20 protein-coding genes and 1 tRNA gene are annotated in these 26,356 nt (G+C 56.0%); 13 read left to right on the top strand and 8 right to left on the bottom strand.

The window, feature by feature from the left end; translation table 11 throughout:
* The 3 genes from PJL69_RS08245 (at position 1) to PJL69_RS08235 (ending at position 4,794) form a co-directional block, all read left to right on the top strand.
* Complete coding sequence (locus PJL69_RS08245) at positions 1 to 1,053, top strand: quaternary amine ABC transporter ATP-binding protein (protein ID WP_271309224.1); 1,053 nt, start codon at positions 1 to 3, stop codon at positions 1,051 to 1,053.
* Positions 1,050 to 3,122 (top strand): ABC transporter permease, encoded by a 2,073-nt coding sequence (locus tag PJL69_RS08240; RefSeq protein WP_271309223.1) that lies wholly within the window; start codon positions 1,050 to 1,052, stop codon positions 3,120 to 3,122. Before PJL69_RS08245 ends, PJL69_RS08240 begins: the two co-directional genes overlap by 4 nt.
* Before the next feature lie 319 nt (positions 3,123 to 3,441).
* Positions 3,442 to 4,794: a hypothetical protein gene (locus PJL69_RS08235; RefSeq protein ID WP_271309222.1), complete on the top strand. Its 1,353-nt coding sequence runs from the start codon at positions 3,442 to 3,444 to the stop codon at positions 4,792 to 4,794.
* A 6-nt stretch (positions 4,795 to 4,800) separates the two neighbouring features.
* On the opposite strand, the gene PJL69_RS08230 is transcribed toward PJL69_RS08235, so the two are convergent.
* A complete protein-coding gene (locus tag PJL69_RS08230) occupies positions 4,801 to 4,986 on the bottom strand; it encodes a DUF1674 domain-containing protein (RefSeq protein ID WP_209097121.1) in 186 nt (61 codons plus the stop codon).
* A 108-nt stretch (positions 4,987 to 5,094) separates the two neighbouring features.
* Here PJL69_RS08230 and PJL69_RS08225 point away from each other — a divergent pair, with 108 nt between their 5' ends.
* The 7 genes from PJL69_RS08225 (at position 5,095) to PJL69_RS08195 (ending at position 13,924) form a co-directional block, all read left to right on the top strand.
* The gene (locus PJL69_RS08225; RefSeq protein ID WP_271309221.1) at positions 5,095 to 6,366 is read left to right on the top strand and encodes an RsmB/NOP family class I SAM-dependent RNA methyltransferase; all 1,272 of its coding nucleotides are present in this window, start codon (positions 5,095 to 5,097) and stop codon (positions 6,364 to 6,366) included.
* Between the two features lie 133 nt (positions 6,367 to 6,499).
* Positions 6,500 to 8,242 carry a heparinase II/III family protein gene (locus PJL69_RS08220; protein WP_271309220.1) on the top strand — a complete coding sequence of 581 codons (1,743 nt, stop codon included), beginning with the start codon at positions 6,500 to 6,502 and terminating at the stop codon, positions 8,240 to 8,242.
* Between the two features lie 19 nt (positions 8,243 to 8,261).
* Complete coding sequence (gene purH, locus PJL69_RS08215) at positions 8,262 to 9,851, top strand: bifunctional phosphoribosylaminoimidazolecarboxamide formyltransferase/IMP cyclohydrolase (RefSeq protein WP_271309219.1); 1,590 nt, start codon at positions 8,262 to 8,264, stop codon at positions 9,849 to 9,851.
* A 204-nt stretch (positions 9,852 to 10,055) separates the two neighbouring features.
* Positions 10,056 to 10,526: a signal peptidase II gene (gene lspA / locus PJL69_RS08210; RefSeq protein WP_209097117.1), complete on the top strand. Its 471-nt coding sequence runs from the start codon at positions 10,056 to 10,058 to the stop codon at positions 10,524 to 10,526.
* A 53-nt stretch (positions 10,527 to 10,579) separates the two neighbouring features.
* Positions 10,580 to 11,101: a DUF3035 domain-containing protein gene (locus PJL69_RS08205; protein WP_271309218.1), complete on the top strand. Its 522-nt coding sequence runs from the start codon at positions 10,580 to 10,582 to the stop codon at positions 11,099 to 11,101.
* A 181-nt stretch (positions 11,102 to 11,282) separates the two neighbouring features.
* The gene (locus PJL69_RS08200; protein ID WP_271309217.1) at positions 11,283 to 12,626 is read left to right on the top strand and encodes a M16 family metallopeptidase; all 1,344 of its coding nucleotides are present in this window, start codon (positions 11,283 to 11,285) and stop codon (positions 12,624 to 12,626) included.
* Positions 12,623 to 13,924 carry a M16 family metallopeptidase gene (locus tag PJL69_RS08195; RefSeq protein WP_271309216.1) on the top strand — a complete coding sequence of 434 codons (1,302 nt, stop codon included), beginning with the start codon at positions 12,623 to 12,625 and terminating at the stop codon, positions 13,922 to 13,924. Before PJL69_RS08200 ends, PJL69_RS08195 begins: the two co-directional genes overlap by 4 nt.
* A gap of 91 nt (positions 13,925 to 14,015) precedes the next feature.
* On the opposite strand, the gene PJL69_RS08190 is transcribed toward PJL69_RS08195, so the two are convergent.
* The 3 genes from PJL69_RS08190 to PJL69_RS08180 form a co-directional block, all read right to left on the bottom strand.
* Positions 14,016 to 14,984 carry a capsular polysaccharide export protein, LipB/KpsS family gene (locus PJL69_RS08190; RefSeq protein WP_271309215.1) on the bottom strand — a complete coding sequence of 323 codons (969 nt, stop codon included), beginning with the start codon at positions 14,982 to 14,984 and terminating at the stop codon, positions 14,016 to 14,018.
* A gap of 39 nt (positions 14,985 to 15,023) precedes the next feature.
* Positions 15,024 to 17,225: a putative bifunctional diguanylate cyclase/phosphodiesterase gene (locus PJL69_RS08185; RefSeq protein WP_271309214.1), complete on the bottom strand. Its 2,202-nt coding sequence runs from the start codon at positions 17,223 to 17,225 to the stop codon at positions 15,024 to 15,026.
* A 1,684-nt stretch (positions 17,226 to 18,909) separates the two neighbouring features.
* The gene (locus PJL69_RS08180; protein ID WP_271309213.1) at positions 18,910 to 19,572 is read right to left on the bottom strand and encodes a recombinase family protein; all 663 of its coding nucleotides are present in this window, start codon (positions 19,570 to 19,572) and stop codon (positions 18,910 to 18,912) included.
* 517 nt (positions 19,573 to 20,089) lie between these two features.
* Between PJL69_RS08180 and PJL69_RS08175 the strand changes: the two genes are divergently transcribed.
* The gene (locus PJL69_RS08175; RefSeq protein WP_271309212.1) at positions 20,090 to 21,412 is read left to right on the top strand and encodes a hypothetical protein; all 1,323 of its coding nucleotides are present in this window, start codon (positions 20,090 to 20,092) and stop codon (positions 21,410 to 21,412) included.
* Positions 21,413 to 21,423: 11 nt separating this feature from the next.
* Here PJL69_RS08175 and PJL69_RS08170 read toward each other — a convergent pair whose 3' ends face one another.
* From PJL69_RS08170 to PJL69_RS08160, 3 genes are all read right to left on the bottom strand, one after another.
* The gene (locus tag PJL69_RS08170) at positions 21,424 to 23,073 is read right to left on the bottom strand and encodes a site-specific integrase (RefSeq protein WP_271309211.1); all 1,650 of its coding nucleotides are present in this window, start codon (positions 23,071 to 23,073) and stop codon (positions 21,424 to 21,426) included.
* A gap of 54 nt (positions 23,074 to 23,127) precedes the next feature.
* Positions 23,128 to 23,203, bottom strand: a tRNA-Ala gene (locus PJL69_RS08165).
* A gap of 107 nt (positions 23,204 to 23,310) precedes the next feature.
* Entirely contained in the window at positions 23,311 to 23,637 is a 327-nt protein-coding gene (locus PJL69_RS08160; RefSeq protein WP_209058958.1) for a TIGR02300 family protein, read from the bottom strand.
* A 108-nt stretch (positions 23,638 to 23,745) separates the two neighbouring features.
* Between PJL69_RS08160 and PJL69_RS08155 the strand changes: the two genes are divergently transcribed.
* Both PJL69_RS08155 and PJL69_RS08150 read left to right on the top strand, forming a co-directional pair.
* Positions 23,746 to 24,441, top strand: a complete 696-nt coding sequence (locus PJL69_RS08155) for a M48 family metallopeptidase (RefSeq protein ID WP_271309210.1) — start codon at positions 23,746 to 23,748, stop codon at positions 24,439 to 24,441.
* Between the two features lie 55 nt (positions 24,442 to 24,496).
* On the top strand, positions 24,497 to 25,150 hold the full coding sequence (locus PJL69_RS08150; RefSeq protein WP_209097110.1) for a GntR family transcriptional regulator: 654 nt from the start codon (positions 24,497 to 24,499) through the stop codon (positions 25,148 to 25,150).
* Between the two features lie 170 nt (positions 25,151 to 25,320).
* Here the strand turns inward: PJL69_RS08150 and PJL69_RS08145 are convergent, their stop codons facing one another.
* Positions 25,321 to 26,283 (bottom strand): acetyl-CoA carboxylase carboxyltransferase subunit alpha, encoded by a 963-nt coding sequence (locus PJL69_RS08145; protein WP_209097109.1) that lies wholly within the window; start codon positions 26,281 to 26,283, stop codon positions 25,321 to 25,323.
* Between the last annotated feature and the right edge of the window lie 73 nt (positions 26,284 to 26,356).

The raw sequence follows: 26,356 nt of genomic DNA, 5'->3' as shown, positions 1-26,356 counted from the left end.
ATGACCGAACAGAAAACGACCGCTCCGGCGATTGCAGTCGAAGACCTCTGGCAGGTCTTCGGCGAAAACGCCCAGACGGCTCTGCGTGATGCACGCGGAGCCGGAACCGATGCGTCCACCGCTCAGGCACTCAAGGACAAAGGCCTGATTCCAGCCGTACGGGCCGCGAACTTCGAAGTGAAATCCGGCGAACTCTTTGTGATTATGGGCCTTTCAGGGTCTGGCAAGTCTACGCTGATCCGCTGTATTTCGCGCCTTATTGAACCGACTGCAGGTTCGGTGCGCATTGATGGTGAAGACATTCTTCAGGCCGATGAAAAGCGTTTGATTGAGCTGCGTCGCCGCAAGCTGGGCATGGTCTTTCAGCACTTTGGCTTGTTCCCTCATATGACGGTGGCGGACAACGTTGGTTTCCCCCTGAAAATGCAAGGCATGGGCAAGGCAGAGCGGCGCGCACGCGCGCTGGAAGTTCTGGAACTTGTGGACCTGAAAGGCCGGGAGGATACATATCCACGCAATCTGTCCGGTGGACAGCGCCAGCGTGTGGGCATCGCCCGCTCTCTTGCTGTGAACCCTGACATTTGGTTCCTGGATGAGCCATTTTCCGCGCTCGACCCGTTGATCCGACGGCAGCTGCAGGATGAGTTTCTCAACATTCAGGCGACGCTTAAAAAATCTATTGTGTTCATCACGCACGACATCCAAGAGGCACTGAAACTGGCCGACCGCATTGCCATCATGAAAGACGGCGAAGTGGTGCAGATTGGCACGCCCGAAGAGATCGTCCTGCACCCGGTGAATGATTATGTTGCCGAGTTTTCCAAAGATGTTCCCAAAGGCCGACACGGCTGCGTTGAGAACGTGATGACGCAGGATATTCCTGAAAACATGCCAGATGATCCGGGTCTGAAGGTGGGGATGACCATCGAAACTGCGCTCGCGAAATGCATGTCATTGTACGAGCCTGTGCCGGTGCATGACGCACAGGGCGCGCTTGTGGGGGCGGTGAATCCGTCTGATCTGGCGGCGGCTTTGCAGGCGGAAGAGACATGAGTATCGCAGAGGAAGCGCCCGTTTCTGGACAGCGCGGATTGCAACTGAGCAAGGGTGGCATTGCAGCGATTGTTGTTTTGGCTGTGGCCGTTATTTGCCGTTTGTTTGGGGCGCAGTTTGAGTGGCTTGTGACTTGGCCTGCCGCACTGACGGTTCCGATGACGGATTGGGTCGGTGCCGTAGTGGGCGGGTTTCTCGATGTCTTCAAGCCCATTGCGCGTTTGTTCTCTTATCTCTTGGCGTTTCCGATGACATGGGTTGGCGGTCTGCTTGGTGGTGCGCCCTGGCCTTTGGTGCTTGGCACGGTGACCGCTTTGGGTTGGCTTGTCGGTGGCGCGCGCATGGCGGCGCTGGCGTTCTTTGGCTTTGGCTTTGTGGTCATCAGTGGCTACTGGCTGGAAGGGATGAACACGCTTGCGCTTGTGGCGGTGTCGGTGCCGCTGGCGGCGTTGCTCGGGGCCGGAATTGGGATCCTTGCGTTTGAATATCCCAAGCTCAAAGGCAGTGTGAATGTTGTTCTGGATGTCATGCAGACCATGCCGACATTTGCCTATCTCACACCTTTGCTTGTGCTGTTTGGCTTTGGTCCCGTTGTTGGGCTGATTGCATCTGCGATTTTTGCAGCTCCTCCGATGGCGCGCAACGTGCTGCTGGGGCTGGAGCGGGTTGAGCCGGAGATCCGGGAAGCGGCGGTGATGTCGGGTGGCACGCGCCGCCAACAGCTTTTCCTTGTGGAACTGCCTGCGGCCTCTCAACAAATCATGATTGGTTTCAACCAATGTCTGATGGCCGCGCTCAGCATGGTGATTATTGCCGCCGTGATCGGTGGGTTTGAAGACATCGGTTGGGAAGTGCTTCTGACCATGCGCAAGGCGCTGTTTGGTCCAGCGTTTCTGGCAGGTTCGGTGATCGTGGTCTTTGCTGTGGTGATCGACCGGATGTCTGCGGCGCTTGCAGAGCCACGCCCGGCTCAAGATAAGCGCGTGGCGGCGGTGATCTTTGCGATTGGCGCTGCTGTGGCGGTATGGGCGGAGGTTGCTGAGTGGAACCCGGCTGGGTTTGCAGCAATGGACGGTGTGGCCGAAGCTGTGGACCAAGGGGTTGGGCAATTCACGGCAAGTTATGGCACAACGTTAGACGCGCTCAAAAACTCAGCGATGTTTTATGGGCTGCTTCCGCTGCGGATTGGCCTGTCTGACGCCGTGTTGCCCTTCACCTGGGGATTTGCCTGGACGGCCACGCATACGTTTGTGTTCTACGCGGTCTTTGCTGCTATTTCGGGCCTAATGGTGTTGCGTGGTCATGTGGCCGGTGCGGGGTTTGTGATGATCGCTGCGATGGTTCTTGAGATTGGCGTGGCGCAACTGCCTTGGCCGATCCTCGTATTTGGCGTTGCCGCACTTGGCTGGGTTGCGAGCGGCCGCAAGCTTGCGTTGCAGGTGACGCTGCTTTTGGGATTGATCCTGATCTCAGGCCTCTGGGAACGTGCACTTCTGTCACTCTATCTGAGCGGAGCGGCGGTCGCGGCCTGTGCGTTGGTTGGCGGTTTTCTGGGGTTCTGGTCTGCGATGAGCCCGCGAGCCTGGCTGGTGATCCGGCCCATCTGTGACACGCTCCAGACCATCCCGCTTTTTGTGTTCTTGATACCTGTGCTGATGTTCTTTCAGATTGGCGAGTTTTCTGCGTTTCTGGCGATCTGCATGTATGCGGTGGTGCCGATGGTTCGCTACACGCGCCATGGCCTGATCACGACACCGGATGAAATGATCGAGGCGGCGACAGCCAGCGGCGCAGGGCGTTGGCAGACGATGCTTGAAGTGCGCGCGCCTTATGCCGCGCCAACGATCCTTTTGGGGCTCAATCAAACCATCCTTTATGCATTTGCAATGCTGGTGATTGCAGCGCTGATCGGAACCACGGGTTTGGGCCAATCGATCTATCTGGCGCTGGGTCAGGCGGATGTGGGGCTTGGCGTAACAGCGGGTGCTGCGATGGCGATTCTTGCACTTGTAGCGGATCGCCTGGTGCAGGGGTTCGCAGAAGAGCGGCGACAAGCACTGGGGCTGTAGCGTTTTGCACGGAAGAAACAGATCGGGGCGCCAGCCCCGATTTTTCTATCAGGTGTCGAGTCCGGTCCTAGCCAGCGCTGACTGAAAGTGGCCGCATCGGACGAGACGTGTTTTTTACTGAGATGCTGAATTTTGTATTTGACCTGCATCAATAGTGTCAGGGGCGCAAACAGCTATGGTGGGTAAAATACTGTAGAGCGCAAGCTGCGCCCAGCCTGTGAGTTTGCAGCTATTTAATCGTTTCGAACTAGATAGGTTACGCACCTTTCAGGGGGAGCGTTTGAATGCCCATAAGAACGTGATTGTTGGACAGAAAGTGATGTATGATAGCGATGAAGATCTGCACGCGTTGGATGCAATAGCGCCTGAAATTATTCGCGTCGCCGTGGCGCGCATTATTGCGAGTGATCGGTTCCATAAAATTGTACGCGTTGACGCTTTGTTGCACTTTCTGGCTGAAGAACACATCGCAGGGCTCGAGGAACAAGTTTCCATTCAGACGTTGTTGCCCATTCTCTATGCGGATTTTGACGGTGAGGAAGCGCAGCGCTTGGCGCGCGCCGATGTGCACCGTTTGGCGGCTTTGCTAGAGAGCTATTTCGCCGAGGAGGGGCGTTGGGATGCTTTGCATTTCCGGCTGGATCCCTCAAGTTTAAACCTAGAGCTCACCTTCGCAGAGTTGCAGGAAGATCCTGAATCGTCGTTTGAGCGGCCAAAGTTAAAGAGGCATTGGGCCTTGGCGTTGGTTGTTGCGATACTTGCAATCGGTTTTGTCGTCGTTCCGCAGTATTTGCCGGATGCCAAGGAGGCTGAAACGGTGTCTCAATCCGCTGGGGCCAGTGTGACGCAGTCGTCGCGCCAGCAGTCAGAAGGCGTATTGTTGCCAGATGCGGCCAAGTTAGAGGCCCCAACTGCGATCAGTTTAGACGCGCTTGGACGCGATCATATGTTTTCGTTTATGGACATCGCGCGTCAAAAGCGGGTGATCGCCCATTCGCAGGCGGTGATTGCGCAATATCCCGACTATTCAGGCAGCTTTGCCACCGCCGCCCACAGCTTAGGCAGTATCGCGGTCTTAATGCGTGGATCCGGCAAGTCTCAGGTTTTTCTGGGGCAGGCTGAGGCGATGTTAGATCAGGCTCGCGCCTTGGCACCTGAAGATTCCTGGACACTTTCCGCAGCGGGATGGGTGGCTTACGCCCGTACCGATTGGGACTTGGCCAGGGACCTTAGCAAACAGGGATATGAGCTTAGCCAAGGGCAGTGGCATCAATTGATTTTCCACGCGTTGATCTCGCTGTTTACCGGAGACTTTGAAAATGCTGCGCTGGTCACGGACCCAACTCAGAGCGCATTTGGGACAGGCAATACAGCCATTCGCGGCTTTGCAGCGTTTTACTTGAAAGACTACGCCATCGCCGTTGAGTCTTTTGAATTGGCGCTGCAGCAAGGTGTTGAACAAAACGCAGTGCGCGCAGCGTACCTTGCCGCTGCGTACCAGGCTGAGGGGCGCCTTGATGAGGCACAGCAAATGATTTCGATGTTAGGGCAAACCTGGCCAAACTTCCGGCCAGAACTGGTTCATGGTGTATTTGCGCCAGATATTGGCGCTGCACATGAGCAACGTTTCTTGGGTCTGTTGCGCGCTGCGGGATGGGAGAACCCTGAGTAGGCGTCTTTAGAAATCGATCGCGAGGCCCTTTTTTTCCCAATCCCCATAGCGCACCGGCTCCGGCCCATCTCGTCCGCCAAGCTCCGTCGGCAGTTCGAGCTCTTTTGCTTTCTTGCGGCGGTCTTCGGCCTCCGCCAAAGCGCGCTTTGCAGCTTCGGGCAAATCATCGCGGGTTTGAGATGTGTCGCTCATAGAAGGGTTCCTTTTAAGCCTGACCCTTGATATACGCGCCCGTCTGACAACGACAAGTCCCCTGTCGCCACGCATGTGTTGTGGCCACCATCTCTGAAGGTCTCTTACATGTCCAAATCCAGCTACCCGACCCGTCGCAGTGCGGTTTACCTTTTGGATCAGGTGATGGGCGAAGGGCGTTTGCTGTCAGATGTGATTGCAGGCGGGGCATTGCAAAAGCTGGAGCCAGCAGAGCGTGCGCGCGCGCAACGATTGGCCACCGACACATTGCGCAATCTGGAGCGGGCGGATCGCGTGCTTCAGAAGCATCTCAAAAAGATCCCGACTTTGACGGTTCAGAATGTGCTGCGCATGGCAACTCTGGAGATCTGTCAGGGTGGCGCAGCGCATGGCGTGGTCAATGACGCGGTAGAGATCGTCAGCAAATCTAAACGCACTGCGGGCATGAAGGGCCTTGTGAATGCGGTGCTGCGCAAGGTTGATGATAAGGGCCGCGATGAGTGGGCAAAGCTGCGTGTGCCACGGTTGCCCAAATGGCTGCGCAAGCCTCTGACGCAGGCTTATGATGCTGAGATCATGCTTGAAATTGAGGCGGCACATTATGCGGGCGCGCCGCTTGATCTGACCGCCAAGGAAGATGCAGAAGCTGTCGCAAAAGCTGTTGGCGGGGAGGTGCTGCCCACAGGTTCCGTGCGTCTGCGCGAGGGGGGGCAGGTGACTGCGCTCGAAGGGTTCAAACAGGGACTATGGTGGGTGCAGGACGCAGCTGCGGCAATCCCAGCGCGTGTGCTCAATGCCCAGCCTGGCGAGACTGTGCTTGATCTCTGCGCAGCGCCCGGCGGTAAAACCATGCAAATCGCCGCAACAGGTGCGCAGGTTACGGCGGTGGATGACAATCCCGCGCGGATGGAGCGCCTGCGAGAAAATCTCAAACGCGTGCAGTTGAATGCCGAGGTTGTGGTAGGCGATGTGATGGCGCAGGACGGTCAATATGATGCGATCCTGCTGGACGCACCTTGTTCAGCCACAGGGACGATTCGGCGCCACCCGGATTTGCCTTTTGCCAAGGATGGCAGTGAATTTGGTGATCTGATCGGTATGCAGGAAGTGTTTCTCGATCACGCCATTGGCCTGTTGAAACCCGGCGGGCGCTTGGTGTTTTGCACGTGTTCCTTGCTGCCTGACGAGGGCGAGGTTCAGATCGAAGAGGTGGTTGAACGCTGGGCGGATGTGACCGTGGATCGAGGCGCGGTGTTGATCGACGGGATTGATCCGTCTTGGGTGACGGAAGAAGGCGGCCTGCGCTTGCGGCCTGATTTCTGGGCTGACAGAGGCGGCATGGATGGCTTTTACGTCGCGATGTTGCGCAAAGGCATCTAGCGACGTGAAGAGACCAGCCCGACGTTTGTCTATGGGGCACGCACGATTTCTATTGGCAGATTGAATCGGTGACTTGCGGCGATCTGCTCGCTACACTCCCGACAAACGCCAGCAGAGCGTAGAGGCAGAGTGGATGTCCAGAACACATAGTTTTTCGGCACGATGGACGCGGCTGATGCACCGCGTGGCTGCGCGCAGCAGTGCGCGTGCGCGTCCTGCCACCGGTTTCACCAGCACGCCTGAGCCACGCACCATTGGGCTGTTTGCTCGCGGTAAGCAGTTGGTTGCAGGAAATTTTCTATTTGCCGGGCATCTGGTGAGCGCCCCAAAGACGCTGATCTGGGACATTGATGTGCCTGACGACGTTTTCGCGCAGGAACTACAAGGATTCGCTTGGCTTGATGATCTGGCCGCTGTTGGTGATATGCCGGCGCGGGATCGTGCGCAGGAATGGGTCTGGAGTTGGATCGACCTTTATGGACGTGGAACGGGCCCCGGATGGACTCCTGATCTGACTGGCCGTCGCCTGATCCGCTGGATCAGCCATGCGATTTTTTTGTTGCGGGCGCAGGGATCCGACCCATCGGAAGCCTTTTTTCAGTCACTGGGCCAGCAGACCATTTTTCTAAGTAAACGGTGGCACAAAACGGCACCGGGCCTGCCGCGTTTTGAAGCGCTGACCGGGCTGATTTATGCAGGCTTGGCGCTTGAAGGCATGGAGCATCATGTGGCGCCTGCCTGTAAGGCACTGGATAAGGAATGCGCGCAGCAGGTGGATGTGCAAGGCGGTATTCCGACACGCAATCCTGAAGAGTTGTTGGAGGTTTTCACGTTGCTCACCTGGGCGGCCACCGCGCTGAGAGATGCGGGACAGACGCCTTCGGATATGCATCTGCGGGCGATAGAACGTATTGCCCCAACCTTGCGGACCTTGCGCCATTCGGATGGTGGCTTGGCGCGGTTTCATGGCGGGGGGCGCGGTCTGGAGGGGCGGTTGGACCATGCTCTGGCGGAAAGTGGAAACAAGACGCGACAGGCGGATGGGTTGGCGATGGGTTATGCCCGCCTAAGCGCTGGACGCACCAGCGTTGTGGTGGATGCAAGCGTTCCGCCCAGTGGCATGAATGCCCCCAATGCGCATGCCTCCACATTGGCTTTTGAGCTGACTAGCGGACGGCGGCCGGTGATTGTGAATTGCGGATCCGGCGCGAGCTTTGGTGAAGATTGGCGGCGGTTTGGCCGGGCAACGCCATCACATTCCACCGTGACGATTGATGAGCTTTCCAGCGCACGGCTTGGCCAAGAGGGCAAAGGCTGGCGCGAGGAGCAGCTGGTCGACGCGCCCACAGATGTGCCTATTCAGATGAGCAATGCCAGTGACGGATTGCGGTTTGAAGGTGGGCACAACGGCTATGTAAAGACCCACGGTCTGACCCATGCGCGCACTTTGGAGCTGACCTTTGATGGGCGGGGCATGGCGGGCGAAGACTTGCTTGTCACAATGGATGACGTGGCCAAGCGCCGGTTTGACAAGGTGATGGATGAAGGCGCCCTGCAAGGCGTGCCTTATGAAATTGCATTTCACCTGCATCCAGAGGTCGATGCGAGCCTTGATATGGGCGGTGCTGCCGTCTCGATTGCCCTAAAAAGTGGCGAGACATGGGTGTTCCGGCACGATGCGATCGCCAAAATGCGGCTGGATGCCAGCGTTTTTCTTGAAAAAGGGCGATTAAAGCCGCGTGCGACCAAACAAATCGTTCTATCTGGCGTGGCAATGGAGTATGCGACCCGCATCCGGTGGTCGCTGAGCAAAGCCCATGAGACCAACATGGCGATCAGGGACTTGAACCGGGATGAGATGGATTTGAACAGCTGAGCCCAAGGACCACGCCCCTATGACCGATCTCCACCCCATTCGCCGCGCATTGCTATCCGTATCCGACAAGACCGGATTGATCGAACTGGCCACCGCGCTTTCCAACCGGGGTGTCGAGCTCCTTTCTACAGGCGGATCCGCCAAAGCGATGCGCGATGCGGGGCTCGTGGTGAAAGACGTTTCCGAGGTGACCGGATTTCCTGAGATGATGGACGGTCGTGTGAAGACCCTGCACCCAAAAGTACATGGGGGTCTGTTGGCGCTGCGCGACAACGATGATCATGTTGCGGCAATGGATGAGCATGGCATCGGTGCAATCGATCTCTTGGTGGTGAATCTCTATCCGTTTGAGGCCACCGTGGCCGCAGGCGGTGATTATGAGACCTGCATTGAAAACATCGACATTGGCGGCCCGGCAATGATCCGTGCGGCGTCTAAAAACCATGGCTTCGTGAACGTTGTTGTGGACGTCGAAGACTACGATGCGCTTCTGGGCGAGTTGGAGGCCAATGATGGGCAGACCACATTTGCGTTCCGCCAAAAGCTGGCACAGACCGCTTATGCGCGCACCGCAGCCTATGACGCCGCCGTGTCCAATTGGATGGCCAAAGCGCTGGAAGAGAAAGCGCCGCGCCGTCGTGCCTTCGCCGGTGAGATCAAACAAACCTTGCGCTATGGTGAGAACAGCCATCAGGAAGCGACCTTCTACACCGATGGCACTGGCCGCCCCGGCGTTGCAACCGCCACTCAGCTGCAGGGCAAAGAGCTAAGCTACAACAACATCAATGACACCGATGCAGCCTTTGAGCTGGTGGCGGAATTTGATCCAGCCAACAGCCCAGCTGTCGCGATCATCAAGCATGCCAACCCATGCGGTGTGGCGGTTGGCACGACCTTGGTGGAAGCCTATCAGAAAGCGTTTGATTGTGACCGCACCTCTGCCTTTGGTGGGATTGTGGCGCTGAACCAGCCGCTGGATGCAGAGACCGCCAGCAAGATTGTTGAGATCTTCACTGAGGTGGTGATTGCGCCGGGCGCGTCTGATGAAGCCAAAGAAATTTTCGCGGCTAAGAAAAACCTGCGTCTCCTGCTGACTGACGGTCTGCCAAATGTGCGTGAAGCGATCACTGCTTACAAGCAGGTCGCCGGAGGCGTGCTGGTGCAGGACAAAGATGTGGGCTACGTCAGCCGAGACGATCTGAAGGTGGTGACCAAGGTTGCGCCATCGGATGAGCAGCTGGACGATTTGTTGTTTGCCTGGAAAGTGGCAAAACATGTGAAGTCCAACGCCATCGTCTATGTAAAAGGCGGGGCAACTGTCGGCGTAGGTGCCGGCCAAATGAGCCGTTTGGACAGCGCCAATGTGGCCGCAGCGAAGGCGCAGCGCATGGCCGATGAGCTGGGTCTTTCTGAGAGCCCCGCAAAAGGGTCCGCTGTGGCGTCTGATGCATTCTTCCCATTTGCGGATGGTCTATTGGAAGCCGCTGCTGCGGGCGGTGCCTGTGTGATTCAACCGGGCGGCTCCATGCGTGATGACGAGGTGATCAAGGCCGCTGATGAGGCTGGTCTGGCGATGGTCTTCACCGGCATGCGCCACTTCCGCCACTAAGCTTAAGCGTGCGTGGCCGGCGTTTGTCCGGCTGCGCCTTTCTTAACTGATCTTGGCAAGCCGTTGCTTGGCGGGTGCGAAAATCCGCCAATGCGCTTGTTCCATTCAACAAATGTGACATAGAGTACCGGCAAAGTTAAAAATCAGCGTTTCTGTGATCAACACAGAACATTGGGGCAGTTAGGCAGAAAGGGGGCGCAGGACATGCGTCTTGTGTTTTGGGCAGGCTTTTGGGCCTTCATCACGGATCAGGCGAGCAAGTTTCTGGTTTTGAACGCATTGAATCTGCGTGAGGTGATGCAGATTGATGTCCTGCCGCCTGTTTTGCGGTTTCATATGGCGTGGAACGACGGGATTAACTTTGGCCTGTTTTCCGGCAGTCCGGCCGCCGCAAAATGGGTTCTGATCTCGCTTGCTGTTTTGATTTGTGGCTTTGTGATGCATTGGGTGCGCAAAGATCCGCCGGGCAAATGGGGCATGATCAGCGCAGGGCTGCTGATCGGGGGCGCATTGGGCAATGTGGTGGATCGACTGCTATTTGGCGCTGTTGTGGACTTCCTGAACATGTCTTGTTGCGGAATTGACAACCCTTACGCGTTCAACGTGGCGGATGTTTGGATCTTTGCCGGGGCATTTGGCCTTATCCTTTTTGGGAGTAACAAAAGAGAGACGTGACCTCCGCTTTGGGATCGGGTAAAGCTGTGCCAATGGCTCTTGGAGAAGTGAATATGAGCGTGGCGCGTTTGAAGATTTTGGGCGTTTCTGTCGTGTTGGCGCTGGCCGGATGCACATCGGGTGGAACGTTGCATTCCAATGTGAGCTCGGGCAATGGCCCAGATGAGTTTAGCATCTTGCCAAGCAAAGAGCTCGTGGTTCCCAGTGATTTGTCCGCGCTGCCGCCTCCCACGCCCGCGGGCGTGAACCGCACAGATCAAGATCCGCTTGGGGATGCTGTTGCGGCTTTGGGTGGGTCTGCTGCGGCGCGCAGCCCTTTGAACACAGCTGTTCCAAACTCTGATACTGGTCTTGTGTCCTATTCCTCTCGTTATGGGCGTGATGCGAACATTCGACAGGTTGTTGCTCAGGAAGACGAAGAGTTCCGTGATCGCAGAGGGCGGTTTACCAGCATTCGGGTCTCCAAGAAGGGGCTTTACGAACAGGTCTATAAGCCTCAAGCACTGGACTACAGGCAGGAATGGTGGCGCTGGAAACGCGCTGGCGTGCGCACCCCTGCTGCGCCAGGCAATTGATCTCAAACGCCAATGCGCAGCTGCGCCTAGCCAATCGTGTGAGCCAGACATTGGTTGGCTCACAATCACGTAAGTGATCTTGAAGCGCCCCTCTTGGGGCGTCACTCTTTATATAAAGTGAGCTGCTGGCGGCGTGTCCTGCGTATCGATGTTAAGCGGCGATTGGTTGGGAGACATTTTGATGTTGCGACGCATAGTGTTGGCGGTGGCCGTCAGTGTGGGGATGTCAACGCCCCTGAAGGCTGCCGATGATTTGGTAACCACCTATGAGCTTGAAAATGGCATGCAGGTCGTTGTGGTCGAAGACCACCGCGCGCCGGTGGTGATGCATATGGTTTGGTACAAAGCGGGTTCTGCCGATGAGCAACCCGGTGTATCCGGCATCGCACATTTTCTCGAACATCTGATGTTCAAAGGCACAGACACCATGGAGTCGGGCGAGTTCTCGTCGACGGTTGCGGCCAATGGGGGGCGCGACAACGCCTTTACCAGCTACGATGTGACGGCTTATCACCAGCGGGTGGCCTCTGATCGTCTGGAGCTGATGATGCGTATGGAAAGTGACCGCATGGTCAATCTGCGTATCGGCGAAGAAGAGATTCTGACCGAGCGTGAGGTGATCATCGAAGAACGCAATCAACGGGTTGAGAACAACCCCGGGGCCCTGTTTCGGGAGCAACTGACTGCGGCGCAGTATCTCAACCATCGCTATGGCATTCCCGTAATTGGCTGGCGTCATGAGATGGAGGCGCTGGATATGGATGATGCGCTTTCGTTCTATGAGACGTATTATGCGCCCAACAATGCAATCTTGATCGTCGCGGGCGACGTAGAGCCTGAAGACGTGAAAGTATTGGCCGATCAATATTATGGCGTCATACCAGCCAATCCGGATTTGCCGTCACGCCTGCGACCCAGCGAACCGCCGCAATCCAGCGCAAGACGCATGGTGTTTTATGATGCGCGGGTGGCGCAACCCTATGTAACACGCAGCTATCTGGCTCCTGAGCGCAACAGTGGCGATCAACGCAAAGCGGCCGCGCTGACCCTTCTTGCCGAACTTTTGGGAGGTGGACAGACGTCGGTGCTAAGCCAAAAACTTCAGTTTGAGACAAAGCAATCGGTCTATGCTGGCAGCTGGTATCGCGGCACCTCACTTGATGCGACGACCTTCAACCTCATCATGGTACCGGCCCCCGGCATTGGGATGCAGGAGGCCGAAGACGCGATGGACGAGGCGGTTGCAGAGTTTATGGCGGAAGGTGTTGATGCGGCGCATCTGGATCGTCTGAAGATGCAGCTGCGCGCCAGCCAGGTGTATGAACGGGACAGTGTCGAAAGCGTGGCCAATCGGTACGGTCGAGGGCTGACCTCAGGTCTCACCATAGCGGATATCCAAGAGTGGCCCGAGATTTTGCAGTCGATCACGAGTGAAGACATCATGGCTGCGGCGGAAGAGGTGTTCGATCTGCGCACTTCCGTCACAGGCTGGCTGTTGGCTGAAGAACAAGAGGTGAGCCAATGATCCGTTTTGTTTATGCATTCATTGCCATTGTCGTTATCGCGCCAGCAGCGTGGGCGGAAATCAAAATCAAAGAAGTCACCTCTGCTGGCGGCATCACGGCATGGCTTGTTGAAGAGCCATCCATTCCTTTTGTGGCCTTGGAGCTGCGTTTCAAGGGCGGCACATCCTTGGATCTTCCTGGGAAGCGTGGGGCGACCAATCTAATGGTCGGTTTGCTGGAAGAGGGCACCGGCGATCTGGATGCCCAAGGTTTTGCACGGGCCAGCGAAGAGCTGGCGGCTCAGTTTGGTTATGACAGCCATTCAGACGCGGTTTCTATTTCCGCACGCCTGCTCACAGAAAATCGCGCAGAGGCCGTTGAGCTGTTGCGGCGCTCCCTAGTGGCGCCGAGCTTTCCTCAGGATGCACTGGATCGTGTGCGCGAGCAGGTTCTGTCTGGCATTCGCTCTGATTTGAAAGATCCTGAACAGATCGCGGGCGCACGTCTGGCTGAATTGGTCTATGGCGACCATCCTTATGGCACGCCCGGTGAAGGCACACTTGAAAGCGTCGCTGCTCTGACACGGGCAGACATTGCAGCGGCTCATAGGGGGGCGCTCGCCAAAGACAGGCTGTTTGTGGGTGTTGTTGGTGACATCACTGAAGAAGAGCTGGGCCCCATGCTTGATGCGCTTCTGGGGGATCTGCCTGAGACGGGCGCGCCCCTGCCTGGGCCAGCAGATGTTGCCATCACGGGCGGCATCGACGTTGTTGACTATGACACACCACAGTCTGTCGCCCTGTGGGCGCAAAACGGCATTGATCGGAACGATCCAGATTTTTTCCCTGCGTATGTGCTCAACACCATATTGGGCGGCGGGGGCTTTGAAAGCCGTTTGATGACAGAGGTGCGTGAGAAGCGTGGCCTGACCTATGGGGTCTACAGTTATCTGGTGCTGCGAGATCTGGCGAACGTCTACATGGGCAGCGTGTCATCTGCCAATGATCGCGTTGCGCAGTCGGTCAGCGTTGTGAAAGACGAATGGGCCCGTATGGCGAACCAAGGGGCCACCGCAGAGGAAGTGGACAAAGCCAAGGCGCTGCTGACCGGTGCCTATCCGTTGCGGTTTGATGGTAATGGGGCGATTGCCCAGATCATGGTGTCCATGCAGATGGATGGCATGCCCATCGACTACATCGCGACCCGCAATGACAAGGTGAATGCTGTCACGCCTGAGGATATTGCGCGGGTTGCCGGCGAGCTCTTGGACAGTGATGCCCTACAGTTTGTCATTGTCGGGCAACCGGAGGGGCTATAGCGCGCCATACATCTTTTACTGGGGGCTGTGTGCGATCTGACGCGCGCAGCCCTTTTTACCTGTGAAAAGGCCGTTGCTAGAGGTTTGAGACTTAGCCAAACCGTTCTCTTGGAAAGCCCGCGATATTAAATTTTTCCCAGATCTTTTTGTGGAGTTGCCCGCTGTTTATCGGGATGCATTTTTTGAGGAAGTACCAAGTCAAGTAGCGTTCCAAATCCTCCTCCGAGGACAGCGCATTTTCCAGAGCATGTGACATTTTGCTCAGATCGGTAACGGTTTGCGCGAGATGGTGGAAGTCGGCTTTGCCGCACAAAATTGCAGGCACACCGTGAAGATACCCTTCAAGGGCAACGGTCGAATTTATTGAAACCGTACATATGCTTGCTCTGAGAATGTCATGGACGTTCGCGTGTGTCAGCGTGATGCGTGAATCGTGCTGCGCCAGAGCTTTCACTTCGTCCATTGTCGCTGCGTCACTTGAGATTGGGTGTGGCTTCACCACAATCGGCTGATCGCCCGTCGCGCGGAGCGTTGCCTTCAGCACCTCAATGTCTGAGTGCTGCGTTGCGCCTGAGTTGAGGGGATATTGGCCTTGAAAGAAAACCGCGACCGCCTTTGGCACGAAGTTTTCGCGAATTTCGGGCTGGTCATATTTCGACTTCCGCTTCTCCAAATAGCGTCGCTTAATATTGCGAGCAAACGTCTCCGTGCGCTGATCTGAAATCATGGAGGGGGCGTAAGTGTCTTCTCCTATTGATGAGAAGGCTTTTGTTCCATGCGGATCTAGGTGCCAAAACTCCCACAGGTATGCGACGCCAGCATTCAGAACACCGGGTGCCCTGATGGATCGATCATCGATGATGTGAAGGTTTCTGTCGTTAAACCGGTCATCTGGAACACTGCGCGTGCCAACGCGTATGTCGCTGTCACGCACGCGAATATCGACTGCGATGCCTTCAGCATGCCCTAAATTTACAATCTCTCGATAGAGACGGAGATGCCACCCATTCAGCTCTGGGTTGGCGTCATTTGATTTGAGATGCAGGATGATCTTGGGCATTTTGCGGAGCGGGGAGCTTAGTAGAATTCTCAGCAAGAACTAGCCGGATTTGCTTTGACGACCGTAAAGCGCAGTCAGCTCCGACAAGGGCATTGGCTTTGCAAAAAGAAACCCCTGTAACTCAGAGCAGCCAGACTCAGTAAGAAAATCATGCTGTTCCTTGGTTTCGACACCCTCCACCACAACCGTCATGCCGAGCACCTGTCCAAGGTTGATCATGGTCGACAGAAGGCCTTTTGCGTCCTCGGACAGGTCAGGGCCGGACAGAAAGCTCTTGTCGATTTTCAGTGTCTGGAAGTCATACAGATGCAGGTAGCTGAGGCTGGAATAGCCGGTGCCAAAATCATCAAGGGCAAAGCGAACGCCAATGTCTGTGAGCTCTTTCTGGACGGATTTGGTGTCGTCGATTCTGTCCAGAATCTCGCGCTCTGTGATTTCGATTGTCAGCTGATCGGGGGGCAGCTTGCTCTTGGCCAGCAATGTGCCGATCTCTTGCGGAAACCCTGCATGTAGCAATTGTGATGTGTTCACATTGATATTGACGCCAAAGTCCATCGGCCATTCGGCCGCATCCTTGATCGCGGTTTGCGTGACCCATCGGCTGATTTCGGGCATCAGCCCACTGGCTTCTGCCAATGGTAGGAAGCGATCCGGGGGAATGCGGCCACGCGACGGGTGGTTCCAGCGCAGCAGGGCTTCTGCGTGGGTAGGTTTGCCGTGCTGCGCGCAGATGATCGGTTGGTAGAAAAGCTCAAGCTCGCCGTTTTGTACAGCTTTCTGGAGGTCGGCACGCAGGTCCCTGTTCTCTTTCAAGCTGGCGTCCATTGTTGGGTCAAAGACGGCGATGCCAAACTGGCTGATGTCTTTGGAGCGGTTCAGGGCCACATCAGCGGCACGTACCAGTTCGTCGATTGTGCTGCCATGTTCCGGGAAATAGGCCACGCCAGCGCTTGCGGATGTCTCAATGAGATGACCTTCAAACCGGAGTGGTTGTTTGAGGGCGAGCAAAACCTCCCTGAGTTGCGCTTCGATTTCCGCTTGCTGCGCAAAGCCGCTCACAAGGATGAGGAATTCGTCTCCCCCAATCCGTCCTGCGATCTGATGCGTGCCCAGACGATCTGTGATGCGATTTGCGACGGAATGAACCAGATGGTCGCCAGCTGCATGCCCCCACGTGTCATTCACGTGCTTAAGGTTGTCCAAGTCCAAATACACCAGCGCCTGTAGCTCCGTCGTTTGCGCCTCCAGAGCAGTTGTTGCTCGCGCGAAGAAATGGTCGCGCAGGGAAAAACCGGTGAGATTGTCGTGGTCGGCGTCATAGCGTGACTGCAGCGCGATTTCCGCGAGTTTTTCTTGTGCCGCAGCGTTGCTACGCACCACCCGCCAGCTCAACCACGTGATCGTGAGAATGAGCAATACCAAAAGCGGGGCAGCGGCGACGATGATGCGCGTGCCCTGTCCCATGGGTGGCCATGTGATGTAGCCAAGCGGCGCCCCGCTTTGGTCAGTGATCAGCAAAGCGTTTTGGTCTGCACGTATGCTTGACGCCTCTGAAATATCCACCATCGAAACATTCGGGGCTATCCGGGACAGTTTAGCTGGGTCCAAAACACATAGCGCTGTCAGGATGTAAGGTGGTTCATCAACCAGCGGTGCTGCGCCAGGGTCGGGGACGACGGCGTAACTCGCGGCGAGTGCGATGTGCTCTCCCCATCGCAGTGCATGGATCTCAGAGAGTTGGCGCAGTTTTCCAGAGAAATTGCTGTCAGAAGGGGCGCGCGTTTTCGCCTCTGCCAGATAGGCGTTTCGAATCGTTTCCGCCGCTTGCCAGACGCTCTGCATGTCTGATCGCTCAATGGTTTGCGGAAGATCGTCTCGCGATAGGTCCTGAAATGCGATGCTGTCGTCTGGTGCAATCATGAACACGGCGCTGAAATTTGTTTCAGCCCCCATGTCACGACCGAAGCGTTGTTCGACCCAAGGCAAATCGAAATTGATGGAAACGTTGCGATAGGCGGCATCTGAGGCTGCATAAGGTTTCAGAGCAGCGAGCATGCTGCTTTGAACGCGATCATACATCTGTACGACAAACCTGCTTTCACGAATGGCAGCGGTCTGTTCGGACACCCAAATTCGGTAAAACACAAAAACAAAGGCAACGATAACGGCCGCCAATGATAGAATCACAACAGAGCCCACAGGAGGCGAAAACGGCAGTTTCCCCAATCGCTTCTGCACCATGTGGGCCTTTCTTGGTTCCACAGCAGGGGCTGTGTCGCCCAGTGCTGCGCTTTCTAATGTCCAGCGCCTCAAGTCGGCTAAATGGGTGGGTCTTTTTATATTCCGTTTCCAAAAATGTGCGGGAAAAGCCAAGTAAATTCAACGAAGAACTGTGTGCTTATTGTTTGTATTTGATCGATTTCCCACCCCGCAGCGACAAACCAATGGTGCTTTCCATCGCAACAAACGCGTTTCCACATAGCACAACAGGCCGTTCAGAACACCTGTGTTTGCTTGTCTATGGAGGATTTGGTGGAGCCTAGGAGGAACTCCAGAAAAAACCTAAGTCACTGTTATTGAACACTATTGAGGTGCAGTGTTTCGTTGTGTGTCACACCTTAGTGTCACACCAAGAGGGGCTTCAAGTGGTTTCTTAAATATCCCATCCCTTGGGTACGTATTTCTGTGGGGGTGATGGTTCCGCTTCTTCAACAAAGCTCATCGTGATGCTACCGTCTGCATGTGCTGTTATGCTGGTAGGGGATAAGTCACAGTTGAGAGCCGCGCTAAGCATCTTCTCAATCTTGCTTTGAGATAAACTGGCCCGCCTAACTCTTTGTCTGGGCTTAGTGTGTTTGGGTCTTGTGGTGAGTGTCGAACTCTGGGCCATGGCTGCTCTGAGCTTTTCCATGAACTCCTCACTTCCGTATTCTGAGCCTAGTGCAACGTGGACATTCGCTTTGCGGTATCGCCAGCGTCGCTTTCCGTGCCGGTCTTTGAAGCTCGTAACATTGGGGTAGTCGTCCGGGTTGTGTGGAGAAGTTGTCTTCATCCGGTTCTCATCTCTGTTAAGGTTGAAGCGGTCTTCACGGTATTCATCTAACTGAGATTGTAGCCGTTAGTATCATTGGGGTGTGGTTCACTACCTCTGGCAATCCATGCTGCATGGTAGCGCCTCAATGGAAAATGGATGTGATATTTATGTATTAATATCATACATTTATGTGTGGGTTGCTTTGTGATTTTAGCCATAGTGATATTAGTTATGTGCCACCGGATTGATGTAGTATCTTTAATGCTTTGATATCACCAGTATGTATCCAAGCCGAGACAGATACCGGATTTCTCTATGTCTACGAACGGAGGATTAGTTAGCTGGGGCGTTAGGTCAACTGGGCTCCGGTGCGGACCAACGTGTATCTCGTCTAGGAAGGGAGGGCTTTCCAAGACGGGGTAGAGCCGGATTTCGCTTTGTCTGTGAACGGAGGGTTAAGTGGCTGGGCGATTGACCGTCGGGATAGCTTCGCCCCGCTTTGGAGAATGCGGGTGGAGCAAAGGGCATCGGCGTTCAGTGCTCTCATAAGGGCTCCGAGCTGCATTATGGAAAACAGACAGATACCTGCCACACGCCTCATGCCGAGTAAGCAATTTCGGTCGGCCTCATCAAATTCGCCATGGACCTTCTTTGCGCCAGTCGATAGACCGCCGCTCGCGGAGCTCTCAGGCACCGTAGGCTGAGCTCTGGGGTTTGCTTCTCAGGCTCCCCCCAGAGTTCAGTCAATCTTGCTTCAACACCCGCGTCACGAATGTGAACTTGTCGAAAGTCAATTCGGCCAAAAGCGCCGCTGTGGAGCCGCCTTGTGCTCTCGGCAGGGGTTGGTTGCCAAAGAGCCCAAAGCCTATCTGGTGGCGACCTCAGTCGCTCTCAGGCAGCATCGAGGCGGTCCAGAGTTCTCTTGATCTGGGAGGCTTGCCATCTGCCACCCCGAGCGGTTTGAACGCCCGCAGTGTTGAGGTGTTCTGCTATTTCTCTCAATGACTTACCAGCATCACGCAAAGGTATGACAAGTCCTGCTATCTTCTCAGCTCGTGCTCTCGCGTTGGCCTTGACGGCATCATTGCGCTTCATGGTCTTGTCTCGCAAACCACCCAGCTTGGCTCCCCGCGCTTTCGCCTCGGTTAGTGCTGCCTTTGTGCGTGCTGAGATGAAGGCGCGCTCTTGCTCCGCCAGCGCGGCATAGATGTGAAGTTGAAAGTTGTCTGCGTTTGGCATCTGGGCAACGCGGAAGGCGACTTTCTTGTCCTCCATGAGTGCCGCGATGGCAGAGACCTTTCGGGATAGCCTGTCTAACTTACTGACCAAGAGTGTTGCCCCGGTCTCGCGTGCGAGTGCGAGCGCGGCATCCAGCTCAGGTCTCGTGTTTTCCGCTCCGCTTAGCACATCAGCATAGATGCCTAGAACCTCATATGGCGCTGGGCTGAAGTTCTCCAGAAAGAGTTCGATGTCTCGTTCTTGCGCATCAAGTCCTAGTCCGCTTCGTCCCTGCTCTTTGGTGCTGACACGCTTGTAGATGATGTATTGCTGCATGTCCGAGCCTCGCTGTTTGGTGGTTGCGGGGCACGCTAGATCGGCTTGTTGCAATCGTCAACGATGGTTGTGAGTGTATCGTTGAGTGTAGTTGTCGAAATGATCCAAAGGGGTAGGGGGCTATGGGGGAATTTGGTCTGATGGAGCATATAGATGCCCCTTCGAAAAAATATGTCGGAAATTCTCGGGGGAATGAGCGTGCGAACTTCGTTGGGGGGGCTGCGGGGTGCCCAAATCCTTGGAGTGGCAGCCCTAAAGCTCGTGACGCCGAACCATTGCTACGGCGACTACCACTCCCAGCCCCCCAGAGAGAGTGGTCTGGCCGTGAAGGTTCTAGGCATCAACTGGAGCCTTCCTGCTATGCTTAGGATTGATGAGGTCATATCGATTTCAATTATGTCTTTGCTGTGCAGACCTTATCCCCTACTACCTATGCATGAATGACCAAAGCAGCTTTGTGGCGATAGGAGGCGATACCTCTGAGCCTCTAACAGCTACGAACAACGAGTGTAAGTGAATGCCGAACCAAGTCAGCCGTGTTGTCGCTAAAATGGATGACCTCACGTTGCATCAATCGCTGTTGAGAGTTCTTGAGTTGCTTGGTCCCGAAGGTACGCCTCTCGAACTCATAACTCGATGGGACTACTCGGTAGCTGGGGTGACTAGTGTCGGTGGACAGGATGTTGAAGAGGAAACCCTCACTGGCCGATATGCATTTGAAACTGCGAATTTAGACCTGGAGACCAGTGGCGGCGATGTATTCATCGTCTTTCGTCGTAGGATAAATCCAGCCGGTAGCGCAAGCTTGGTGCCCTCCGCCAACTTCGACCAGTTCGATATTACCTTTGGCGACGGCCGAACCAATTTCGAAGATGCTGGGATAGTTGAGGCTGTCATGCAGGGTCTGTTCGAAAACAGGTCCGTACCGACAGACGTGCGTTCTGGCGATGTGGACATCGTTGCTCAACAGATTGCCGGGTTCGGGGCGGCTCATCGACAGATGCTCCAAGACCTCCATAAGCAGATGTCAGAGCTAGCTGAGCGTCGTGCTGAGATCGAGGCGGAACTTGATGTCAAAAAAGCGGAAAACGAGAAGTCCCTTGAGGAAGCAATGCAGGCGCTCGAACGTGAGCGGCAGAAGCTCGAGCTAGAAAGCTATAAGGCTCGACGCCGGAATCTGCAGTCGATCATCACAGGGAAAACCGCTGCGCAGCGCCGCAATGAGTATGTGTCCAAGTACGCACGCATGTTCTCATTAATTGTTCCGATGCTTGGCATCGCGGCCTCGGTGGCAGGATTTACAATGTCAATCCAAGCAGTAGAGCAGATGGGGTTAAACGACTTCTCTATATCTCAAGCAGCGGCAGCCATGGCCTCGGAGGGGGTCGACCTCGCGCAGGCAAGTGATGCTCTTCGAAGCTCCTTAACTGCTTCGACCATTTACCTCATGGTCAAGTCAATACTGTCTTCTGTAGTCGGGGTCGGCGGCCTTCTGTATGCTGCAGGCTGGTTCCGTCGCATCTACAACTCGGAAGTGGAGACGGCCCATGAACTCGACAGGTTCAACTATGATATTCTGAGGGCAAATTGGGTGATTGAAAGCGTGCTTGAGGTCACTCAGGAGCACGATGGCGAGGTTCCGCAAGAATGGCTCGAAGGTGTAACTCGTGGCTTGTTTGAGGCAGGGGAAGGAAAGCCATCCGAGGACAGTGGTGACCTCGCTATGCAAGCTCTCCTTGGTATGTCCTCGTCTGCTAAGGTCGGCCCAGATGGTGTTACGCTCGACCTGAACAAGAAGAACCTCCGGAGCATAGTCAAGGCCGCTGAAAGAGCTGAGTAGAGCGTGCAGTGCTATACGGTCGGCGGTGGGGTGAACACGGCAAATCGCTCCACTGCGTCCACCGTCTGTTGAAGTGTGTACCCCTCTTTCATGTAGACTTGGTGTGTTACCCCTTGTCGCTCGTGGCCGATGATGAATTGTAAGCGTTCGGTCTCAACGTCTGCCTGTACGAGCCGGGTGGCAAATGTGTGTCGTAGCCCGTGAAAAACATGGGCTTCGGACTTGATGTTTAGGCCAGCAGTGAATGTGCGGTTGAACCACTTACTGAGTTGGTCACCGTAGCCTGCCTTCTCGGTGTACTTGAAGTCTTGGAACAAGCGGGAATGGCCCTGCGACTGGCGGGTCTCTATAAGTTCTAGGAGGCCCAGTCTAAGCAACTGACTGTGCACGGGGACACGTCGCTGTGCTGCGCTTGTCTTAAGCCTTTTGTGGGTGTCGCCGTTGTCGGTGAAATCGAATATCCAAAGCCCCTCAACCTGTTTGATGTCTTCCATTGCAAGCTGACAGACCTCATTCAGGCGTGCGCCAGAGAACATCGCTATCAAAGTTGCCCAGCGATGGCTAGTCTTCTTGTAGAACTTACTCTGTGGCTCTGTGAGGGCCTTGTGGGTTGTCTCCAAGGCGGCTTGGCTGAAAGGTTCACGTTGCTTGGACCGAGTGCTTTTCCTGCCCACATTCATTCCGGCGAAGTGGACTTCGTCAGTGTAGCCGTGGGCTTCTGCCCAGACCCACAAGTTCTTGCAGGCGCTGAGGTAGCTGTTGATCGTGGCATTGTCGATTTTCGAGATATCCTCCACGGCGAGCGCTTCGCGCAATGTGAGCCCTCGCGTTGCTTCCGACTTGCCGCGATTGGCGGGCAAATTCAGGAGCACCCGGTTCTTGAAGTCCGCTGCCTCGGCCTTGCCTATCTCGGACATGATGGTGTCTGCACCAAACCATTCCTGAGCTATGTCAAGAATGACCCGGCGCTTCTGGACCGTTCCGGGTCGCCACCCCTCAGCTTTCGCATGGAGCGTCAGAAAGTCGTGTATGGCCTCTGATAGGGTTCTCTGGCGCAAGGTTGGCTTGGGTGGTGCAGAGGGCCTCACAGACTCTCTCCGTGGCCCTGAGAGGTCATAGCGCTCCAAGCTTTCGCCGTGCTCCAGCATCGCTTCTGACACTGCGATTTGCACCCGGCGAATTTCATCCAAGAGCATCTGGGATTGTGCAGGTGTCTTCGGGATGTCTACACCTATTGCTTCGCAGACCTTGCTGATCTCAGCCTGAGCGTTGTCGCGCCCCAGCAACCGCCAGTATTCCATATTTGGCATGCTACGAAAGTCGATGCTGTCCCGCAGTTGCTGCTTTTCGGTCGGGGTGTAGGGGCCGCTTGCGTTGCGCTCTTGTTGCGCGTCTGCGAGTGCCTTGCGGAAGTGTTCTTCCATGCGAGCCTTGAGGTCGGCGTAGTTAATGCCACTCATATCCATAGCGTTGCGCAGCATGTCTCCGCATACCGCGAGATGTCTTGCTAGCGTTATTGCCTTGCCGGATTTCGCGTTCCAAGTGAAAGCCGAATGGACCTTCTTGAGGAAATTGCGCCGATGCATGGTATCGGCCAGCGGAAGTAAAAAATGCCGTGTCGTGAGTTGGTCAGATACGCAGGTAGCCGCATGATGTGTCACACCAGTGTGTCGCACCACTCGAATGTACAACTAACATATTGACCTAGAAGGATTTGGTGGAGCCTAGGAGGATCGAACTCCTGACCTCTACAATGCCATTGTAGCGCTCTCCCAGCTGAGCTAAGGCCCCAAACCTGTCAGGCCTCTCAGCCTGTGTGCGCCTGATTAGGCGTATCCCGGGGCGGGTTCAAGCGAAAAATTCCGCCCCGGAGAAGTTTTTTGTCAGTTTTCTGACGATCAGCTGTCGTCGTCTTCCGAGGCCACGTCCGCGATCTCATCGAGCGAAACGTTGTCGTCCTCGTCATCGTCCAGAACATCATCTTCGAGGTCCAGATCAACGGCGTCGTCATCATCAAGCACGTCATCTGCATCGTCCAGATTGGCGGCTTTGGCTTTCAGTGTTGCGGCATCCTCGGCGTCTGCTGCAATCATGCGGCTTTTGCCCGCATCTACTTCCACGATGTCGCCTGTGTAGGGGCTGACAACGGGATCTTTGTTCAGGTCATAAAAACGCTTGCCAGTGGTTGGGCACACGCGTTTGACGCCCCATTCTTCTTTGGGCATGGGTAATCCCCTTCAATCGGTTGAGTCGCTCTCGACGGTTTGCGCCACGTGCCATATCAAGGGCCGCGTGTCAAAGGGTATCACAGCAAACGCGACCAAGGAGCGTATATGACGCAACATATCATCCCCGGAACACCACCTGTGACGGTGGCTCTGCGCCAGTCTTCGCGCGCGCGGCGCATCAGCCTCCGGGTGTCGCGTTTGGATGGCAAGGTCACTCTGACTGTGCCTCGCGGCGTCAGCACGCGAGAGGCGCTCGGTTTTGCCGAGGAAAAGCAGGCCTGGCTGCGTCGGCAGTTGGCGCAGCAACCTGAACAGGTGCTGGTTGCGCCGGGGGCCGTGTTGCCCGTGGCTGGGCGGGATCGATTGGTTGTTGCGGCGACTGGGCGGGGTGTTGTTCTGGGGCACGATGAGATTGCCGTGCCGGGGCGCCCGGATTTGGTCGGGCGAAAAGTGCAGGGTTTTTTGAAAGAGCTGGCAAGGCATCGCCTCTCCGAAGCGGTGGATCATTATGCAGCGCTCTTGGGCAGACCTTACAGTCGTATGACGCTGCGGGACACGCGGTCACGGTGGGGATCCTGTTCATCGGCTGGGGCTTTGATGTTTTCTTGGCGCTTGGTGATGGCTGCGCCAGATGTGTTGGACTATGTCGCTGCGCACGAGGTGGCGCATTTGAAGGAGATGAACCACTCTCAGGCGTTCTGGGATGTTGTGGCGCAGCTTTATGGTCCCTACGAGGCGTCGCGCCGCTGGCTGCAGACCGATGGGCAAGTTTTGCACCGCTACAGGTTTGATGGCGCCTGATCATCTTTTGGGGTGAGCCATTGACGTGGCGGGGCTTTGTGATCACAACGGCACCATGATCCCACAACCGCGCCCGTCTCAAGATCAATCCACTTCAGCGCATGATCGCGTTTACCGCGCTTTGCGCACAAAAATCATGTATGGCGAATTGGCGCCAGCCGAAGCGTTGACCCTGCGCGGAATTGGCAAAGACTATGAGGTCTCCATGACGCCTGCGCGCGAAGCCGTGCGACGGCTGGTTGCGGAGGGCGCGCTGACGCTCTCAAGCTCTGGACGGGTGGCGACGCCCGAACTTTCAAGTGAGCGCTTGGAAGAACTTGCGGCACTGCGTGCGCTGATAGAGGTGGAGCTTGCAAGCCGCGCTTTGCCCCGCGCCCATATGGCTTTGATTGATCGGTTGACAGCGATCAATAGCACAGTGGCGGATGCTGTGAGTAAGCGGGATGCTGTGGGCTACATACGTGCCAATTTGGATTTTCACCGCACGCTGTATTTGCGCGCGCAGGCGCCGGCGATGTTGGCTATGGCGGAGACAGTTTGGCTACAGCTTGGCCCGACCATGCGCGCGCTTTACGGACGGTTGCGCCGCACAGAGCCGCCACATTACCATCGCCTGATCATCGCTGCGCTTAAGGCCGGAGATGAGCCGGGGCTAAGGCTCGCTGTGCGCTCTGATGTGACGCAAGGCCTTCGGCTGCTGGCACGCTGAACGGACTGTTTGTCCCGGCTGGGCGTGGCCGGGTGCTTTTCGCGCAACATGTAATTTAGATGGGCGTATGTAATCAAATACTGTAGTTAGAGATGTCTGTGCAGTATCGCTTGCCTATCGATGGCAATCCGGAGTGGTGCTCCGGATTGCGCGTCTGCATTCAGGGGCTCTTATGCGGCCAAGCCCTTGGCGCCAATGTTCAGGAACTTCTTGCGACGATTGGCGATCAGCTCTTCTGCGGGCATGTTTTCCAGTTCGCCAAGCATATCAGCAATGGCTTTGCGCACATTGTCCATGGTCGCTGCACGGTCGCGATGTGCGCCGCCAGTGGGCTCTGTAATGATTCGATCTGCCACACCGAGCTGGTGTAAGTCTTGCGCAGTCACCCGCAGAGCTTCAGCGGCTTCGCGCATCTTAGTGCTGTCTTTCCAGAGAATCGAAGCGCAGCCTTCGGGGCTGATCACCGAGTAGACAGAGTGCTCAAGCATTGCGACCCGGTTTGCCGTCGCAAAGGCCACAGCCCCACCAGATCCGCCTTCTCCAATGATGACAGATACCAACGGCACGCCGATTTGCAGACACATTTCGGTGGAGCGCGCGATCGCCTCTGATTGCCCGCGCTCTTCGGCGCCTTTGCCCGGGTACGCACCCGCCGTGTCCACCAGCGTGACAACAGGTAGGCCAAATCGACCGGCCATTTCCATCAGGCGCACCGCTTTGCGATAGCCCTCTGGGCGCGCCATGCCAAAGTTGTGAGCAATGCGGGACTTGGTGTCGTTGCCCTTTTCCTGACCGATCACCATCACGGGTTTGCCGTCAAAGCGTGCAAGACCGCCCATGACGGCCAAATCATCCGCAAAGTTCCGGTCGCCAGCGAGTGGCGTGTAGTCGGTGAAAAGCGTGTTGATATAGTCGCCACAGTGCGGCCGCTCCGGGTGGCGCGCGACCTGGCACTTCCGCCATGGTGTCAGGTCCTTGTAAAGCTCTTCCAGCAGATCGGCGGCCTTGCGGTCCAGTGCCGCAGCCTCGTCGCTCACGTCCATCTCTTCGTTCTGGCGCGCCAGTGCACGCAGTTCTTCGGCTTTGCCCTCGATCTCTGCGAGTGGCTTTTCGAAGTCGAGATAGTTGGTCATTGGGCACTCCCAGCGCAGTCTGTACGTCATCGCTATATGACGCTGACGGAGGGTAATTGCAACGGTGCGTGCC

Source organism: Shimia sp. MMG029 (genome assembly GCF_027947445.1).
Classification (GTDB): Bacteria; Pseudomonadota; Alphaproteobacteria; order Rhodobacterales; family Rhodobacteraceae; genus Shimia.
The sequence above is the reverse complement of the archived record's forward strand: the minus strand, read 5'-3'. Positions and strand labels throughout refer to the sequence as shown.

Bases quoted from the DNA above. Each gene is read 5' to 3' on its own strand.
- PJL69_RS08190 (WP_271309215.1), bottom strand. From the start codon at position 14,984: ATGCCCAAGATCATCCTGCATCTCAAATCAAATGACGCCAACCCAGAG.
- PJL69_RS08185 (WP_271309214.1), bottom strand. From the start codon at position 17,225: ATGGTGCAGAAGCGATTGGGGAAACTGCCGTTTTCGCCTCCTGTGGGC.
- PJL69_RS08195 (WP_271309216.1), top strand. From the start codon at position 12,623: ATGATCCGTTTTGTTTATGCATTCATTGCCATTGTCGTTATCGCGCCA.
- PJL69_RS08200 (WP_271309217.1), top strand. From the start codon at position 11,283: ATGTTGCGACGCATAGTGTTGGCGGTGGCCGTCAGTGTGGGGATGTCA.
- PJL69_RS08150 (WP_209097110.1), top strand. From the start codon at position 24,497: ATGATCCCACAACCGCGCCCGTCTCAAGATCAATCCACTTCAGCGCAT.
- PJL69_RS08220 (WP_271309220.1), top strand. From the start codon at position 6,500: ATGTCCAGAACACATAGTTTTTCGGCACGATGGACGCGGCTGATGCAC.
- PJL69_RS08160 (WP_209058958.1), bottom strand. From the start codon at position 23,637: ATGCCCAAAGAAGAATGGGGCGTCAAACGCGTGTGCCCAACCACTGGC.
- lspA (WP_209097117.1), top strand. From the start codon at position 10,056: ATGCGTCTTGTGTTTTGGGCAGGCTTTTGGGCCTTCATCACGGATCAG.
- PJL69_RS08205 (WP_271309218.1), top strand. From the start codon at position 10,580: ATGAGCGTGGCGCGTTTGAAGATTTTGGGCGTTTCTGTCGTGTTGGCG.
- PJL69_RS08155 (WP_271309210.1), top strand. From the start codon at position 23,746: ATGACGCAACATATCATCCCCGGAACACCACCTGTGACGGTGGCTCTG.
- PJL69_RS08230 (WP_209097121.1), bottom strand. From the start codon at position 4,986: ATGAGCGACACATCTCAAACCCGCGATGATTTGCCCGAAGCTGCAAAG.
- PJL69_RS08245 (WP_271309224.1), top strand. From the start codon at position 1: ATGACCGAACAGAAAACGACCGCTCCGGCGATTGCAGTCGAAGACCTC.
- PJL69_RS08235 (WP_271309222.1), top strand. From the start codon at position 3,442: ATGTATGATAGCGATGAAGATCTGCACGCGTTGGATGCAATAGCGCCT.
- PJL69_RS08175 (WP_271309212.1), top strand. From the start codon at position 20,090: ATGCCGAACCAAGTCAGCCGTGTTGTCGCTAAAATGGATGACCTCACG.
- PJL69_RS08225 (WP_271309221.1), top strand. From the start codon at position 5,095: ATGTCCAAATCCAGCTACCCGACCCGTCGCAGTGCGGTTTACCTTTTG.
- PJL69_RS08145 (WP_209097109.1), bottom strand. From the start codon at position 26,283: ATGACCAACTATCTCGACTTCGAAAAGCCACTCGCAGAGATCGAGGGC.
- purH (WP_271309219.1), top strand. From the start codon at position 8,262: ATGACCGATCTCCACCCCATTCGCCGCGCATTGCTATCCGTATCCGAC.
- PJL69_RS08180 (WP_271309213.1), bottom strand. From the start codon at position 19,572: ATGCAGCAATACATCATCTACAAGCGTGTCAGCACCAAAGAGCAGGGA.
- PJL69_RS08240 (WP_271309223.1), top strand. From the start codon at position 1,050: ATGAGTATCGCAGAGGAAGCGCCCGTTTCTGGACAGCGCGGATTGCAA.